Origin of the sequence: Serratia sp. T13T92 (assembly GCF_047530105.1) — a bacterium.
Taxonomy (GTDB): Bacteria; Pseudomonadota; Gammaproteobacteria; order Enterobacterales; family Enterobacteriaceae; genus Chania; species Chania fonticola.
The window spans coordinates 1-16,321 of the sequence record NZ_JBLJAK010000036.1; the positions used below are offsets into that span (position 1 = coordinate 1).

Annotated in this window: 15 protein-coding genes; 6 read left to right on the plus strand and 9 right to left on the minus strand. The window is 54.1% G+C overall.

The window, feature by feature from the left end; translation table 11 throughout:
* Positions 1 to 633: 633 nt before the first annotated feature.
* From ACMV5I_RS22830 to ACMV5I_RS22840, 3 genes are all read left to right on the plus strand, one after another.
* Positions 634 to 1,182, plus strand: coding sequence for an N-acetyltransferase family protein (locus ACMV5I_RS22830; protein WP_414825312.1), 549 nt, complete (start codon positions 634 to 636; stop codon positions 1,180 to 1,182).
* A gap of 364 nt (positions 1,183 to 1,546) precedes the next feature.
* Entirely contained in the window at positions 1,547 to 2,086 is a 540-nt protein-coding gene (locus ACMV5I_RS22835; RefSeq protein WP_262187213.1) for a hypothetical protein, read from the plus strand.
* A complete protein-coding gene (locus ACMV5I_RS22840; protein WP_024485770.1) occupies positions 2,070 to 2,261 on the plus strand; it encodes a hypothetical protein in 192 nt (63 codons plus the stop codon). Before ACMV5I_RS22835 ends, ACMV5I_RS22840 begins: the two co-directional genes overlap by 17 nt.
* Positions 2,262 to 2,381: 120 nt before the next feature.
* Here ACMV5I_RS22840 and ACMV5I_RS22845 read toward each other — a convergent pair whose 3' ends face one another.
* The 6 genes from ACMV5I_RS22845 to ACMV5I_RS22870 all read right to left on the minus strand — a co-directional run bounded on the left by ACMV5I_RS22845 (position 2,382) and on the right by ACMV5I_RS22870 (position 8,580).
* Complete coding sequence (locus ACMV5I_RS22845; protein ID WP_414825313.1) at positions 2,382 to 3,302, minus strand: DUF808 domain-containing protein; 921 nt, start codon at positions 3,300 to 3,302, stop codon at positions 2,382 to 2,384.
* A gap of 176 nt (positions 3,303 to 3,478) precedes the next feature.
* Positions 3,479 to 4,408 (minus strand): D-alanyl-D-alanine endopeptidase, encoded by a 930-nt coding sequence (gene pbpG / locus ACMV5I_RS22850; RefSeq protein ID WP_121606249.1) that lies wholly within the window; start codon positions 4,406 to 4,408, stop codon positions 3,479 to 3,481.
* Between the two features lie 156 nt (positions 4,409 to 4,564).
* Positions 4,565 to 5,668, minus strand: coding sequence for an adenosylhomocysteinase (locus ACMV5I_RS22855; RefSeq protein ID WP_411568793.1), 1,104 nt, complete (start codon positions 5,666 to 5,668; stop codon positions 4,565 to 4,567).
* A 227-nt stretch (positions 5,669 to 5,895) separates the two neighbouring features.
* A complete protein-coding gene (locus tag ACMV5I_RS22860) occupies positions 5,896 to 6,579 on the minus strand; it encodes an outer membrane protein (RefSeq protein WP_024485774.1) in 684 nt (227 codons plus the stop codon).
* A gap of 109 nt (positions 6,580 to 6,688) precedes the next feature.
* Positions 6,689 to 7,312, minus strand: coding sequence for a response regulator transcription factor (locus ACMV5I_RS22865; RefSeq protein WP_166734491.1), 624 nt, complete (start codon positions 7,310 to 7,312; stop codon positions 6,689 to 6,691).
* Entirely contained in the window at positions 7,312 to 8,580 is a 1,269-nt protein-coding gene (locus ACMV5I_RS22870; RefSeq protein ID WP_414825314.1) for a sensor histidine kinase, read from the minus strand. Before ACMV5I_RS22870 ends, ACMV5I_RS22865 begins: the two co-directional genes overlap by 1 nt.
* Positions 8,581 to 8,786: 206 nt before the next feature.
* On the opposite strand from ACMV5I_RS22870, the gene ACMV5I_RS22875 reads away from it, so the two are divergent.
* Positions 8,787 to 9,350 (plus strand): DedA family protein, encoded by a 564-nt coding sequence (locus ACMV5I_RS22875; RefSeq protein ID WP_021805212.1) that lies wholly within the window; start codon positions 8,787 to 8,789, stop codon positions 9,348 to 9,350.
* A gap of 2 nt (positions 9,351 to 9,352) precedes the next feature.
* On the opposite strand, the gene ACMV5I_RS22880 is transcribed toward ACMV5I_RS22875, so the two are convergent.
* Together ACMV5I_RS22880 and ACMV5I_RS22885 are read right to left on the minus strand one after the other, a co-directional pair.
* Positions 9,353 to 9,979 carry a LysE family translocator gene (locus ACMV5I_RS22880; RefSeq protein WP_414825315.1) on the minus strand — a complete coding sequence of 209 codons (627 nt, stop codon included), beginning with the start codon at positions 9,977 to 9,979 and terminating at the stop codon, positions 9,353 to 9,355.
* A gap of 107 nt (positions 9,980 to 10,086) precedes the next feature.
* A complete protein-coding gene (locus ACMV5I_RS22885; protein ID WP_414825316.1) occupies positions 10,087 to 10,974 on the minus strand; it encodes a LysR family transcriptional regulator in 888 nt (295 codons plus the stop codon).
* A gap of 119 nt (positions 10,975 to 11,093) precedes the next feature.
* On the opposite strand from ACMV5I_RS22885, the gene ACMV5I_RS22890 reads away from it, so the two are divergent.
* Both ACMV5I_RS22890 and ansP read left to right on the plus strand, forming a co-directional pair.
* Complete coding sequence (locus ACMV5I_RS22890; protein ID WP_024486924.1) at positions 11,094 to 11,531, plus strand: PACE efflux transporter; 438 nt, start codon at positions 11,094 to 11,096, stop codon at positions 11,529 to 11,531.
* A 159-nt stretch (positions 11,532 to 11,690) separates the two neighbouring features.
* On the plus strand, positions 11,691 to 13,157 hold the full coding sequence (gene ansP, locus ACMV5I_RS22895) for an L-asparagine permease (RefSeq protein WP_121606243.1): 1,467 nt from the start codon (positions 11,691 to 11,693) through the stop codon (positions 13,155 to 13,157).
* A 61-nt stretch (positions 13,158 to 13,218) separates the two neighbouring features.
* Here ansP and ACMV5I_RS22900 read toward each other — a convergent pair whose 3' ends face one another.
* Positions 13,219 to 16,320, minus strand: coding sequence for an efflux RND transporter permease subunit (locus ACMV5I_RS22900; protein ID WP_414825317.1), 3,102 nt, complete (start codon positions 16,318 to 16,320; stop codon positions 13,219 to 13,221).
* Position 16,321: the final 1 nt, after the last annotated feature.

Below are 16,321 nucleotides of genomic sequence, written 5' to 3' on the forward strand. Positions count from 1 at the left end.
CGGCGATGCGAAAACTGCTGCAACTGGCCTATGGTGTGGTGAAATCAGGAAAGACATTTAATGCGGAAATACCGCTTGCCGGATAGCCGACAAGACGGTATCTCTCCCACAGGGAGAGGGAGCTGGCCGGAGTACTTGGTTAGCCCGACACATTAATAAAACATAGCAATATCAACCAACTATAGGATAACTTGACTGGCTTTTACCTTCGATACCTCCGCGTAGCCTCAGGAAGTAATGGGGAGTATCAACGGACTCGAACGGTCCCCTTTCTCTGCGGGAGAGGGAGCTGGCCGGAGTACTTGGTTAACTTATATTATTAATAAAACATATTAATATCAAATAATTATAGGGTAATCGAACTGGCTTGTGCCTTTGATACATCCGCGTCGTTTCAGGAAGTCATCGGGGGTATCAACGGACTCGATCGGTCCCCTCTCCCTGTGGGAGAGGGCTAGGGTGAGGGGTAACACCTAACGCAATAACATACCTTTCTTCACTTAACAGATTTCTCCGCATGAAAATGCCATCATTTTTTCTTATCCCCACCAGACAAAAAGCCAATTTATCTTGTCGCCAGGCGCGGTGCATAATGCCTTGGTACTCTGATTTATCATCATAAAAGGGAGCACTATGTCACTTGCAACCCCATCGCTGGCAACGCTAAGCGTCTCTGATGCCAGCACTGAGGATATGGCGGCCATTCAACAAATTTATGCTCATCATGTGCTTTACGGGCCAGCCTCGTTCGAAGAAACGCCCCCAACGTTGGAGGAGATGCAACAGCGCCGCCACAACGTCTTGGCTGCTGGGTTGCCATGGCTGGTGGCGAAGATGCAAGACCGCGTCGTGGGCTATTGCTATGCCACGCCGTATCGGCCACGACCGGCTTATCGCTACACCATCGAGAATTCGGTCTATGTTGCCGAAGGCCTGCAAGGGCACGGTATTGGCAAGACATTACTCGGCGCATTGATTGCCCGCTGTGAACACGGCCCGTGGCGGCAAATGTTGGCAACGATTGGCGATGCTGCCGGCAATGCAGGCTCCCTTGCCCTGCACCGCAAGCTAGGCTTCACCAGCATCGGTACCCTAAGCGGCGTCGGGTTTAAATTTGGCGGTTGGCTGGATACCCACATTATGCAGCGGCCACTGAATGGCGGCAGCCATACGCTGCCTTAGGCCCTTTCCGGGCAAGCTGCTGATTTTCATCTATAGTTAATTCTGTCGTGGCTTAGCGATCTCAGCGTGCATTCACGCATTCACTAAACATAAACAGTCGGGAGAGACGGATGAAAATTTTTCTGTGGATTATTGCGATTATCTTTATTGTTGGCCTACTGACCATTACCGGTGTGTTCAAACTGATCTTCTAGTTCTTACCACCATGGGCGCATCAATGCGCCCTGCATTACTCTGCAGTGATGTAAGCATATCAATGAGCTCAGATTATTTTCGAGCCGCTTCCCAACTCTCTAATATTGTTGCCAAAAACCGCTAAAAATCGTGTTGAATGCCTTCATTGCTACGTTAAAGAGAGCATAGGATGGCCTCAATTCATCACCTAACTCTTCCGTATCCTTTGGAAATCAACCGAGACTACGGAAAGCCCTACGTCACTGGTACATTTGAAGTTGGAGGCAAGCTATTTCTTGTGGTGTTCAACAAAATAGCCACAGCGACAGAGGCTCGAGCCAAAGGCTACGGTATCAACATGCCTGACATACCTTTTCCGCCCAATGGTATGGTAGAAATCTTTTTCGACGCTCTGAGCGTACCTGAAGAATACGGCCAATTTAGACACGTGCCGTTGCCGGGTGAAAACGGATCCAGGGTCTTGTTCAACGTTGCCAAGCTGGTGAGACTTCATTATAGTGTTTGCAAACCTGGTGGATATTTGTTCTATGCAGCGCCTGATGTTCACAGTGAACGCAAAGTTGATCTGGTCGTCATCTATAATAGCCTGCTAGGGTTACGGAACCCGCAAAGGGCCCAAAGTCATACCAGACTCTGTCGATTGCCAGCTGGCTGGCATGCTTATAACGGACTGTGCGTAGATGGGAGGGGTTATGTCATTACTTGCTGAAAAACCTGTGGTTAACAAAATATTGGCCCGTCAGCGCCTGATGATGCAGATGGCTGCGACCCAGGTTGTGAACCAGAAATTACTGACCGGGGAGTTTGAGTTGCGTGATGGGAAAATCACCAAAGGGAAAAACTTCCCTGAGCCCCACAATCCGCAACTTTACAGCGAATGCTAAACCTGCCGGCAAAACGCCCTGTTGCCGACAGCGCCAACGTTAAAAAAGCCCCAACTTTTCTGAGTTCACTACCAACCCCCGAAAAAACACATTTCGGGGGTTGGTCATTAATCCGCGGCATCAAGCCTTAAAACGAGCCCGCACCGAACTAATCCCAGAGACCACCAGCATCACAACGCCACCGGCGATCAGACCAAACACTGCATTCAGCAGCGTAGGGGTGAGGCCCCCCAGGATCGCACCTACGCCAGGTATCACCATAGAATAACTCGCCCAGTCGGTGAACAGATGATGCACAGGCGGTAACCCGTGGGTCAAAATCCCGCCGCCCACCATAAACATAGCCAGGGTCCCCACCACCGACAGCGTTTTCATCAGATAAGGTGCCGCACTGACGATACCGCGCCCTATCGATTGCGCCAGCGCGCTACGCTTACGGGCCAGGTAGAATCCCAGATCGTCCAGCTTGACGATGCCTGCCACGATGCCGTATACCCCAACCGTCATCACAATGGCGATGCCACACAGCACAATCACCTGCTGGCTAAAGGTGGCTCCGGCTACGGTCCCCAGCGTGATGGCAATAATCTCGGCGGAGAGTACAAAGTCGGTACGAATGGCGCCTTTGATTTTGCGCTGTTCATAGACCGCAACGTCCTCACTGTTATCCAGTTCCGCTTTCTCTTCTGCCTCTGCGCCCTTGCGGTGCGTCAGGCTGTGGTAAACCTTTTCAAACCCCTCAAAACAGAGGTAAGCCCCACCGACCATCAGCAGCGGTGTAATCGCCCAAGGGGCAAAAGCGCTGATCAGCAATGCCAGCGGTACCAGGATCGCCTTGTTGATAAACGATCCCTTGGCCACCTTCCACACCACGGGGATTTCACGATCGGCCTTAACACCGCTAACTTGTTGGGCATTGAGCGCCAGATCGTCTCCCAGTACCCCGGCGGTCTTTTTGGCCGCCATTTTCGTCATCAGTGAAACATCATCCAGTAACGAAGCGATGTCGTCGATCAGGGTTAATAAGCTACTGCCTGCCAAAATGCACTTTCCTTATCAAAGGGTGGGATAGCCATACCGGTTTAGCATAGCGGGTTGAAAACATGAAGAGGGAAAATCTTAATGATTTTACTGTAGCTGCGGGCTTAAGTCGTGAATTCTGCAGAAGGGGAAAGTGATAGCCTGCCGCGACAGGCGGCAGGCTAATAAGTCACGTTTTATTCCGTGTCGTTCTTCGCCAGGGCGGCATCTTTCTGGCGGCGATAATCCCGTGCCGCCGCCGGGATCGGCGTTACTTTGCCGGTTTCAATCCAGGTACGCAGGCGGCTAGCGTCCGCAAAATGGGTATATTTGCCAAAGGCGTCCAACACCACCAGCGAAACGGAGCGGTTGCCGATCACGGTACGCATCGCCAGGCAATGCCCGGCCTGATTGGTAAAGCCGGTTTTGGTCAGCTGGATATTCCATTTCTGGTTGTAGACCAGATGGTTGGTATTGCGAAACGGCAGTGTATAGTTGGGATCCTTGAAGGTAGCCATCCGTTCGGTAGTGGTGCTCAACTGGCCGATCAGCGGGTACTGCTTGGTCGCCAACATCAGCTTGGTCAGGTCACGCGCAGTGGACACGTTATGAATCGATAGCCCGGTCGGTTCAACGTAATGCGTATTGGTCATGCCTAGCGCTTTCGCCTTGGCATTCATTGCCTTGATAAAGGCGTTATAGCCCCCTGGATAATGATGCGCCAAGCTGGCCGCGGCCCGGTTTTCCGACGACATCAGCGCCAACAGCAACATATCCTTACGGCTGATTTCGCTGTTCAAACGCACCCGGGAGTAGACCCCTTTCATTTCTGGCGTCTGGCTGATATCGACCGACAGCATTTCGTCCAGCGGCAGGCGGGCATCCAACGTCACCATCGCCGTCATCAGCTTGGTGATCGAGGCGATAGGCACCACTTCATCGGGGTTACGTGAATAAATCACCCGATGCGTTTGCATATCCAGCACCATGGCACTGCCAGAAGCCAACTCAGGCTGGGAGGCCTGCACTGCGGCGGTTTTATTGCTGGCTAATGCACTCGGCACCAGTCCAGTACCGGCTTGCAACGCGAGCAGGGTTAGAACCAAAACACGGATTTTCACATGTATTACTCTGTAACGGAGGAGAGAACCGACTGCGTTGAATTATAAGTGAGGGGTATAGAATTGCACTGTGATTGTGAGTAGCTATTTGTGACAAAATCTATCGGCGCAAAATTTATGCAACCCGCGAGCGTACTGGGTTGTACGCCCGCAAGGTAAAAGTTACAGCGCTGGCTGCCAGGCAGATTGCGGCAACAGGTACAATCCGGCAGCATGCTGCTCACCGGCCCCCACGATATGCCCAATACCGGCGGCCATCACGGCCAGGGTCACATCGAAGGCATTCAGGCTGTCGCCGTAGCCTGCCGTCAGGTTGAACATCGACCCGTTGGCCAGCAGATACAGCGTTTTGTCTGCCAGTTGGTAAGCATTCACAAATGGCATTGGCTCGCTGTGCGGCAGGGCCTGCAGGAAACCGACGTCGATCTCTTCCGCCACATGCCCAACGTTGAGGATAAACACCCCATCCTTGGCCCGCTCCAGGTGCCGTGCAGACAGCACGTTTTTGGCTCCGGTGGCAGTGGCAATTACATCGGCCTGCTCTACGGCAGTGGCTAAATCGACTACCGCCCAACCATCGTAGCGCGCTTGCAAAGCCCGGGCCGGATCGATTTCCGCCACGATAACTTGCCCGCCATAAGCCTTGGCAGAAGCGGCTACGCCCTGGCCTACCAGCCCATAACCAATCACCACCACACATTTTTCATGCAGCGTCAGATGGGTGGTCTGGAAGAAAGTATGCCAGGCAGTCAGCCCAACCATGTGGCGATTATGCAGCCCTTCTTTTACCGGCAGGTCATCCCAGTTAAAGATCGGGTAACGTGGCGCGATGCCCCCCAAACGGCTGATGCCTGAACCGGTCGCTTCCAGCCCAGCCTTGATCTGCGGACCATTGGCAGATTGATGCAGGCGAGTGGTCAGATCGGCTCCCATCTCACACAGGTGAGTCGGCTCCCAGGCCAGCGCTCGGTCGAAAGATTCAGACCAGTCGGCATCACTCATATCACGCCAGGCGTGCGCTTGAGCACCATGACGCTCCAGCCAGGCCACTACGTCATCCTGTACCGTCGTCGGGTTACAGGTGGTGAGATAAATGGCCGCGCCCTTATCCAACAGCCCGGCTACCAGCGGGGCCATTTTCAGATCCAGGTGCATGTTACACGCCAGGCGCACGCCGTGCAGATCCGGTAACGCCGCTACTGCCGCGCGGGTACGTGGCATATGGCGCATGGCCCACTTCAACTCACTGTCAAAATCCTGATACATCGGTTACTCCTCTACTACGCCACGCCGCCAGGGCATGGCAGAATGATTAATCTGCATCGCATGGCGGCTATTATCACTTATCTCACCGCAAAAAACCGAGGTGACTGTCATGACAGCAGCATGAGTGATGGTTTTTCCGATCTATCAGGGGGAAGAACTTCCGGACGGATTGTTCAGCAGGTCCAGGCCGCGATGGCGAAACTCACGGCCCGGTATCAATGATAAGGTTAGAACAGGTAACGCACACCTAAGGCAAACTCACTGGAAACCAGGCGCGCTTTCATTTGCTCATCTTTTAACCCACGGGCATTGGTAAAGTTATTGTAACCACTTTCAATCTTGCCCATATCCACGTAGCGGTAGCCCAAATCAAGATTGAGCCGCTCCATAGCCGCATAGCTGATCCCTGCGCCAATAGAGTAAGCCAGATTATTTTGCGTGCTTGCCGCGTATTGGCGCGAGGTATTCCCCTGCCAGCCGTCGGATTTCACTTTGGCGATACCCAGGCCAACCGTGCCATAAACCGAGAAGTCATACCCTAGCGCGTAGTCACGATAGGCATTGAGCATCAGGCGCTGAGCGTCCACTTTGTGGTGATTGTAGCTGCTGGCAAAGGTGGTTGAGCCGCTGGTGTATTCGCTTTTCTTTTTGAACACATACTCCGCCTCACTGCGCCAGCCATTGCCAAATTGATAGCCTGCGGCGATAGCCCCGTTATAGAAATTATGCTTTTCGTCACCGCTGACAAAATCACCCACGCCTGGGCGGCTGCTGGTATCCATATCTTCTGCCGACTGTCTGGCGTGCAATAGTTTTATCGCCCCATAGTATCCCTCTAAATAATCATCGGCTAAAACATTACCGGAAACAACGGAGAGGGAAACCAGCAGTACCAGAGGTTTAATATTCATGCGATCCTCGCTTGAAAGGTTATTTATGAAGAACAATGAAGGTTCAGCTAAAATAACCAACGCGCAAAAGTGTCGCAATTCGGTTGAATACCTAAAGCTCTAGGTATTTTTACTTAACTCTTGCTGGAGAAAACAGCTCACCATAGACTTTCATTAGCTTCACCGACGAGTTGATCGCCAATTTGGCAAATAAATTGGCGCGATGGGCCTCTACCGTGCGCGGTGAAAGCTCCAGCTCCTGAGCAATTTCCTTACTGGATTTCCCTTGCATAATCAGCCCAGTGACCTCCAGTTCCCGCGCTGACAGCGCATTGAGCCTCTCTTGCAACTCGGCAGTTGCTTGCCGCTGTTGTTGCAACGTTCGCTGATGATCCAATGCCCCAGCGACAGTTTCGATCAACAGATCGGCATCAATGGGCTTGGTCAGGAATTCAAAAGCCCCGTTTTTGAAGGCCCGCCGACATAAATCAATATTTCCGTGGCCGGTCATGATGATAACGGGGATATCCAGCCCCTGTTGTTGCCACTCTTCCAGTAGCGTGATGCCGCTTTTACCCGGCATGCGAATATCCAGCAGCAAACAGCCGCACAGCGCCTGCGGTTCCCCCATCCGCTGTTGAAAATCCAGACTATTTTCATAAGCCAGCGTTTGCCAGCCCATGGTTGCCAATAGTGAAGTTAGCGAACTACGGATAGCCCGATCGTCATCAATCAGATAAATAAACTGTTCCATCACTCCTCCTGAGTGTTAAACGGAAACCACAGGGTAAAACGCGCTCCCTGACCGGCCATATTTTCCACCGTAATAGTGCCGTTCAGGCGCTGAACTAGAGTTTCTGTCAGCGCCATGCCCAGCCCCAATCCCTCTTGGCGAGTCGTGAAGAAGGGAATAAAGACCTGTTGTAATGCGGGTTCAGAAAGCCCTGGCCCACCATCGGTAATCATCAGCCGGATCCCTTGCTTCGAGTATTCAGCATCGATTGCCACCCAACCTGGCTCCGGCTGATTGGGCTGTTGTGCCTGAATGGCGTTGGTCACTATGTTATGGAAGATTTGTTCAACCCAGAGAGGATCGGCTCGCAGAGGAGGTAACGCATCGGGCATCCGGTTAACGATCCTGACCTTGCCCTTATTGATCTCATCTTCCAGCAGCATAGTGACGCGCAACCAGACCTTATGCAGATTGACCTCTTGCAATACTACCTGCTCATGCGCCAACTTTTGCCGAAATTGCAGCAGCAACGTGCTGATGCGTTTGATTTGTATCACTGCTGCATCAAGCAACGGCACGGCTTTATCCTGCTGCTGTTGATCTAACAGGCGCAGGGCAGCCTGGTTATAACTTAACACCGCAGTCAGCGGCTGGTTGAGTTCGTGAACCATACTGGCCGTGATTTCTCCCATGGCATTAAGCCGCGTCAATTGCGAGAAGTGTTCACGCAAAACGGCAATATTGCGTTGCCGTTTTTGAATACGGTATTGGTCGATAAAATAGACGACACCAGCCCAGAAAACTGGCAACAGCAATAACAGCAACCAAGGCAAACGCGCCCAATCAGGGTCGTTTCGGGCGGATAATGCAAAAGGCTGAGAGGCACTGCTGATCCCCTTGTCCCATTGCCAATAGGCTGGTTGAGCATGATCCCCCTGCTCAAATAAAGGTTTGTTGTGCCAGCTCAGGCCGATCTGCCGAAAATCATGACGCTGGGGAATATCCGCAAATAGCAGCGCAGGATCGATCAACAACGCAAAATGTTGGTGTGCCAGCCAGTAAGTTCCCTCTCCCGTTGGCGTTAAAGTCGGGATTGGCTGTGCCTGTGGCATACGTTTCCAAGCCACAATCTGCGGGAATTTTTGCTGGACGATGGCGGGATCGCTGGACACCGACAGTAAGGAAAGCACCGTCTCAAGCTGGGATAATTTAACCGTCACCTCACGATATAAAATACGATAGGTAACTGATTGCTCTTCATATTGCTGTTGCAAAGCATAAATTATCACCCCGCTCCCTGAAAACAGAGATAGAACCAACCAGAGAGCAACCTTGAGCATAATATCTCCATATCATTGGCAGACGAGTTTATTAATAGCGGATTAAACACTATGCGAATACAAGAATCTATTATTAACATCGGGCCGTTTCAATTCACCTCACGCTGCGGGGACAGGGTGTTATAATCCTATTTCATCGCAATAAAGGAACAACAATGACGGATTTGGCCCACTACATTACCCAATATGGCTACTGGGCGCTGCTGATTGGCTGCCTGCTCGAAGGGGAAACCATCACCCTGCTGGGAGGAATTGCGGCACACAACGGATTGCTGCGCCTGCCGCTGGTGATTGCGGTGGTCGCCATTGGCGGCGCCTTGGGCGATCAGGTGCTCTATTTTGCCGGGCGCCATTTTGGTGGGCGGGTGCTTGCCCGTATCGAGAGCCAGCAAGCCCGCATTGAACGCGCCCAAAAGCTGATTGCAAGCCACCCGATTTTATTTGTGATTGGCGTCCGTTTCATGTACGGGTTCCGGCTTATCGGCCCTGTACTGATCGGTGCCAGCAAGCTGCCCCCCTCGCGCTTTATCCCGCTGAATATTCTGGGGGCTATCCTATGGGCCACGCTATTTGTACTGCTTGGCTATTTTGGTGGCCAGGCCATCAGCAGTTTTGTCAGCGGTAGTGACAAAAAGCTGTATAGCCTGCTGTTCTGCGTGGTGGTGATAGCCGCTATTCTGCTGCTTCGCTACTGGTGGCGGCGGCGTCACGCACAATAAGACTATTTGTTGAGCATCAGCTTCAGGCCCAGTAAGGCCAGCACACTGCCGCCCAGGCGATCGAACCAGGCTTTGAAACGCAGGTAGACGCGGCGCGGGCGCGGTGATGACAGCACAAACGCCACAAAGGCATACCACAGCAGATCGACGACCAGAGCAATCAGCGGCAGCACGATATACAGCACCATAGGGATCTTATGGCTGAGCAACGCCGCAAACACGCTGCCGAATACGATAGCGGTGTTCGGGTTGCCCAACTGGGTTAGCAGCCCGGTGGTGAACGCCCGGCGAAAGCCTAGCTGCTGGCCGCCAACCGCTTCGATCATCAACGGCTGATTGGCTCCGCGCAGCATTTTGAACGCCAGATAGATCAGATAGGCCCCCCCCAGCATTTTCAGCGTGGTATACAGCCAAGGCAACGCCAGCAGCAGCGATTGCAGGCCCAACAAGGCGATTAGTGCGAAGATAAAACAGCCGCCCCCCATCCCCAATGCTACCGCCATCCCATCGCGCCGTGACGAAGCCACCGCCGTTCGCGCCACCAGAATAAAGCTTTGCCCTGGGCTCATCGCGCCAAGCGTAATAGCCCCGGTAATGCTGAGTACCGATAATAGCGTTTCGTTGATCATGCCCTTTCCCCTTGCCTGACTCCATCATTCAAATTAACGCGCTGGCCAAAATAAAAGCAATAGAAACGTAAGGATACGGGGTTAAAACTGCGCCACGTTCCCCCCGGTCAAGCATTACCCTGCGTCATCAACGCCACCAACTCCCTGGCCGCCTTCTGTTGCGGCTGGTGCTTCAGCCAAATCAGGTGCACCGGCAGACGCAGTTCGTTTTTGGTATTTTTAAATTTCAGGCGGATCAACCGGCCCTGTTCCAGCAACAGCGCAGTTAATGACAGCGGAAAGTTGCCCCAGCCCAGCCCGGCTTCCACCATGCTTAACGCCATCGGCAAACTGTCAGTACGCCAGAAAGATTCCGCTACCTGTGGGCGTTTATCGGCCATAGGCAAATCCCGGCTGGCTACCATGATCTGCCGCACGTTGACCAGTTCCTCCAGAAACAACTCGGCACCGCCAGCGCCCAGGGCTGAATGTTGCGCCGCAATGGTTGCCACCAACGACTCGCTACCCACATAGTGAAAATGTTCCTGGCTGTTAACGTCCAGCCCGCCGAATGCCAGGCACAGGCTGACCCGCTGTTGATGCAGCATATGCAAAACATCATCTTGTGGGGCAGTCAGCACCTCGATATCCAACAGCGGGTAGCGTTCCGCCAACGCTTTCACCGCCGCCAATAGACCGCTGCTGTTGATATCAGATGCCACACCGATCGACAGCCTGCTTTCCAGCCCTTGAGAAAGCTCAATGGCGTGGTTCTGCAGCTGCTTGAGCTGCTCGGCAATCAAGCGCGCGTGGGGAGCCAGTGCCAATGCCAGCGCGGTGGGCACCGGTTCACGGTGCGAGCGGTCAAACAGCTGAAAACCCAGCTCCGCCTCCATATTGGCGATCCCCATGCTGACCGCCGAAGGCACCCGCCGCAACGCCCTGGCTGCCGCCGAGAATGAACCGCGATCCAACACGGCCAAAAACAGTTCGATATTGTCACTGGAAAAATTCATCGCCTCACCTGTCAGTAAAACTGACAGCTCCTGACTTTTTCTATCAATAGCATTGACGTTATCTTACGCATCGGGTTGCCGGACGTCATCAGGCACGAAAAATAAAGCAGGAGAAAAGCATGCAAGGCGTGAAACGCAAACTGGTCTATGTGACCGCTTATGAAGTTATCGGTATGGTCATTTCGGCCCTTGGGTTGGCACTACTCTCCGGCTCTGCCCCGAGCAGCACCGGGCCGTTGGCGGTGATCATCACCACCATCGCCGTCACTTGGAACCTGATTTACAACTACTTGTACGAATTCTGGGAAAGCCGCCAGGCATCACGCACCCGCACGCTGAAGCGCCGCATTCTGCACGCGGTGGGCTTCCAACTGACGCTGGTGGTTTACCTGATCCCACTGATCGCCTGGTGGATGGAGATTTCCCTGCTGCAGGCCTTGCTGTTGGATATGGCGCTGATCGTGATTATTCCCTGCTATACCTTTGTGTTTAACTGGGCCTTCGACAAAATATTCGGGCTGCCGACCTCTGCCCTGCCTGCCGCCGAATCGGCCTGAGTGACACCCTCTTCCTCTGAACCGCAGTTTTTTTGCCTCAATTCCTTAGAACGGGTAGCATGCCTCGCCGTTATTTAACGGCGTTGGTATCAACCAAAACTGCGGAATGTTGCCATGACCTCATTCCCATGATGCAAACAGACAGGAACAGGACAAATAATGCACTCAGACAAAACGACTGCACATGACAAGCAGGCGGCGAGAAAGCGTTGGTTGGACTCGCACGAGTCCGGTTACCACAAAAGCATGGGTAAACGGCAGATACAGATGATCGCCATTGGCGGCTCTATCGGCACGGGCCTATTCCTTGGCACCGGTGCACGTCTTCAGATGGCGGGTCCGGCACTGGCGCTGGTGTATCTGGTATGTGGCGTGTTTTCTTTTTTCATCCTACGCGCCTTGGGCGAGCTGGTATTACACCGCCCATCCAGCGGCAGTTTCGTTTCCTATGCACGCGAATTTCTCGGTGAAAAGGCCTCCTACGTTGCAGGCTGGATGTACTTTCTTAATTGGGCGATGACCGGCATTGTCGATATCACCGCAGTAGCGCTGTATATGCATTATTGGGGTACCTTCGCCGAGGTTCCCCAGTGGCTGTTTGCCCTGGGGGCGCTTGGAATTGTGGCTACCATGAATATGATCGGCGTGAAATGGTTCGCCGAAATGGAGTTCTGGTTTGCGTTGATCAAGGTCGCCGCCATCTCTCTGTTCCTGGTCGTGGGGGTCATCTTCCTTGGCGTCGGCACACCGGTAGCGGGTAATACAACCGGCATCCACCTGATCACCGATAACGGCGGCATGTTCCCACATGGTCTGTTGCCTGCTTTGGTATTGGTACAAGGGGTGATTTTCGCCTTTGCCGGTATCGAACTGATAGGCACCGCCGCTGGCGAGTGTAAAGATCCGGAAAAAATGATGCCAAAAGCGATCAACAGCGTGATCTGGCGTATCGGTTTGTTCTATGTCGGCTCGGTGGTACTGCTGGTTCTGCTGTTACCCTGGAACGCCTATCAGGCTGGGCAAAGCCCGTTTGTCACCTTCTTTTCCAAGCTTGGCGTACCCTACATCGGTACCATCATGAATATCGTGGTGCTGACCGCCGCCCTTTCCAGCCTGAACTCTGGCCTGTACTCAACAGGCCGTATCCTGCGCTCACTCTCCATGGGGGGATCAGCACCAAAGCTGATGGCTAAAATGAGCAGCCAGCAGGTACCTTACGCCGGTATTCTGGTGACCTGCGGCATCTATGTGATTGGCGTGGTGCTGAATTATCTGGTGCCATCGCAGGTGTTCGAGATCGTGCTGAATATCGCTTCGCTGGGCATCATCTGTTCTTGGGCGTTTATTATCGTTTGCCAGATGCAACTGCGTAAGGCGATCAAGGCGGGGAAAGCCAAACCGGTGGCGTTTAAAATGCCAGGAGCACCGGTCACCTCGTGGCTGACGCTGTTGTTCCTGTTCGCGGTGGTGATCATGATGGCCTTTGATTACCCGAACGGTACCTGGACTATTGCCACCATCCCAGTGCTGGCCGTGTTACTGCTACTTGGCTGGTTTGGCCTGCGCAAGCGTGCTGCACAGGTGAAGCTTGAACAACAGGCTCACGAGCAACACAACGGCCAATAAGGGTTAACTTATTAGGTTTACCTAGCACTTTCGCTGGGTAAACCTGGCAACGACACGTTATTTAGGCAAAGCGGGATTTCATCCATTCACGTAGCCGTTGAATATGCAGGTACAGCGCAGGAATAAAGAAGATCCCGACCAGCGTTGCCAGTAACATCCCGCCAAACACGGTAATGCCGATAATTTGGCGGCTCATAGCCCCGGCTCCGGTAGCAAACACCAACGGCATCACTCCGAGAATAAACGAAATAGCCGTCATCATCACCGCCCGGAAACGTTGCCGGGCACCGTCCTGCGCGGCTTCGCGAATGCTGGCCCCCTCTTCACGCCGCGCCTTGGAGAATTCAACGATCAGGATGGCATTCTTGGCCGCCAGACCGATCAGCAAGACCAGCCCGATTTGGGCGTAAACGTCGTTGGCGAACCCCATCATGCGTAACCCGGCGACTGCCCCCGCCACCGCGAAAATCACCGATAGCATCACCACTAGTGGGATACTCCAGCTTTCATACTGAGCCACCAGGAACAGATAAGCGAACACCAGCGCCGCCAGATAGATCAGCAGGGCTTGGTCACCGGTTTGTTGTTCCTGCCAGGACAGGCCGCTCCAACTGTAGCCGTACCCCTTTGGCAACTGCTCGGCCAATAAAGACTCCATGGTGTTCATCGCTTGCCCAGAGCTAACCCCCTCGGCCGCAGATCCGTTCACCGATACCGACGGAAACTGGTTGAACTGGCTGATAAAAGGCGCGCCGATAGAAGGCGTGAGCCGCACCAGATTGGCCAGGCTCACCAAAACGCCGGTATCGCTGCGCACATTCAGGCGATTAATTTGTTCGGTGCGTTGCCGGTAATCCATATCGTTTTGCAACTGCACCCGAAACATACGGTTATTGACCGAAAAATCCCCCACGTTCAGGCCGCCAAGCGAAACTTGCAGCGTATTGAAGATCCGGCTGACCGGCACCTGCAACAACGCAGCCCGTTCACGATCGACCGTCAGGTCGATATCCGGCACCACGGCACTGAAGGTGGTAAATACCCGGCTCAGCTCTGGCCGCTGGTTGGCCGCAAAAATAATCCCCTGGGCCACCTGAGCCATCTGCTGCGGCGTTTGCCCCTCCAGCGCCAGCAGGCGTAAATCAAAACCGGCGGCGTTTCCTAACCCAGCGATTGCCGGTGGATTGACCACCACGATCATCGCCGAAGGTATCGCCGCCAGTCTGCCCTGAAGATCGGCCAACACCCGGTCAACATGTTCGCGTTGGCCCCAGGGTTTGAGCATCACGATGGCAAAGCCCGCATTGGGTGAATTGCCCCCGCTTAGCAGGCTGAAGCCGGTAATTTTGATCACATCTTCCACCGCCGGGTTTTGTATCACCTGCTGATGCATCTGATCCATTACCGCCTGGGTACGTTCAAGGGAAGCCCCATCCGGCAGTTGTACGTTGACGAAGAAGAAGCCCTGATCCTCCTCCGGCAGGAAAGAGGTTGGCAGACGGCTATAGCCATACCAAGTGGCCAAGCCAACGACGAAGAGCGCAATCACCGTGGTTAAAGCCCGCTTGCTGGCCAATGCGGTCAAGCGAACATAACCATCGCGCATCCGGTCCATACCCCGGTTGAAACCACCAAAAAAACCGGTTTGCGCCAGCTCACGCCGCCGGATCAGCGTGGCACAAAGCGCCGGGGACAGCGTCAGCGCGTTGATACTCGACAGGATCACCGCCGCCGACAGGGTCACGGCAAACTGACGATACAGCTCACCGGTAATGCCCGGCAGCACCGCAATCGGCACAAACACCGCCATCAGCACTAACGTCGTAGCGACGATCGGCCCGGCAATCTGGCTAATCGCCGTGCGGGTCGCCTCTGCCGGGCTAAGAGCGGGATCTTGGGCCAGCAGACGCTCCACGTTTTCCACCACCACGATGGCGTCGTCTACCACGATAGTCAGCGCCAGAATAATGGCGAACAGGCTGAGGGTGTTGGCGGAATAGCCGAAAACATACAGCACGGCAAAGGTACCGAGCAGCGACACTGGAATGGTCAGCGCCACGATAAAGGTGGCCCGCAGGCTCTGTAAGAACAGATAAACCACCAACAACACCACCGCCAGGGTTAACGCCAGCGAAATGGCAATCTCGTGCAGCGTTGCGGTTACCGGGCGGGTGGAGTCATATTTGATGTCATAGCTCATATCGCTGGGGAAGGATTGCGACAAGCGCGCCATCTCCTGGCGTACCGCGTTAGCAACATTCAGCGCATTGGCTCCCGGCGTGGGGTAAACCACCAAAAATGCCGATTCCTGTTGGTTCATCGAAGCATTGACCTGATAGTTTTGCGCTCCCAATTCGACCCGCGCCACGTCGCCCACCCGCACGGTGCCGCCATTGGCACCGCTGCGGATAATCACCCTGGCGAACTCCTGCGGATCGGTTAAACGTCCCTGCCCGCTGATGGTCAAGGTTTGCTGCTGCCGGGAAGGCGAAGGCGCGGAACCGATCTGGCCTGCAGCGGCCTGCACATTCTGCTGCTGCAACGCCTGCACGATGTCCTGCACGCTGATATTGAGCGACTCCATACGCTGCGGATCGAGCCAGACGCGCATGCTGTAATCCCGGGCACCAAACACCTGCACATCCCCCACACCGCTGATGCGGGCCAAGGCATCGCGCAGTTGGATACTGGTGTAATTGCTCAGAAACAGCGTGTCGCGGCTGCCCTTGGGAGAGAACACGCTAACGCCCAACAGCAGATTCGAGGCCCGCTTGCGCACCGAAACCCCGTTGTTATTCACCTCCGCCGGTAGCTGTGCACTAACCTGTGAAATACGGTTTTGCACCTCCACGGCGGCCATATCCGGATCGGTGCCGCTGGCAAAGGTAATGCTCAGTTGATAACCGCCGTTGTTGGCGCTGGTCGATTCCATGTACAGCATGTTGCTGACGCCGTTGACCTGAGCTTCGATGGGTGATGCCACCGCCTGAGCCACGTCACAGGCGCTGGCTCCAGGATAGAGAGCGCTGACGGAAACGACCGGTGGCGTGATATCGGGGTACTGCTCCACCGGGATCACCTTGAGAGAAACGATCCCCACCAGGGTGATCACCAGCGCAATCACGATGGCGAATTTTGGCCGCCGGATAAAGAAATGCAGCATC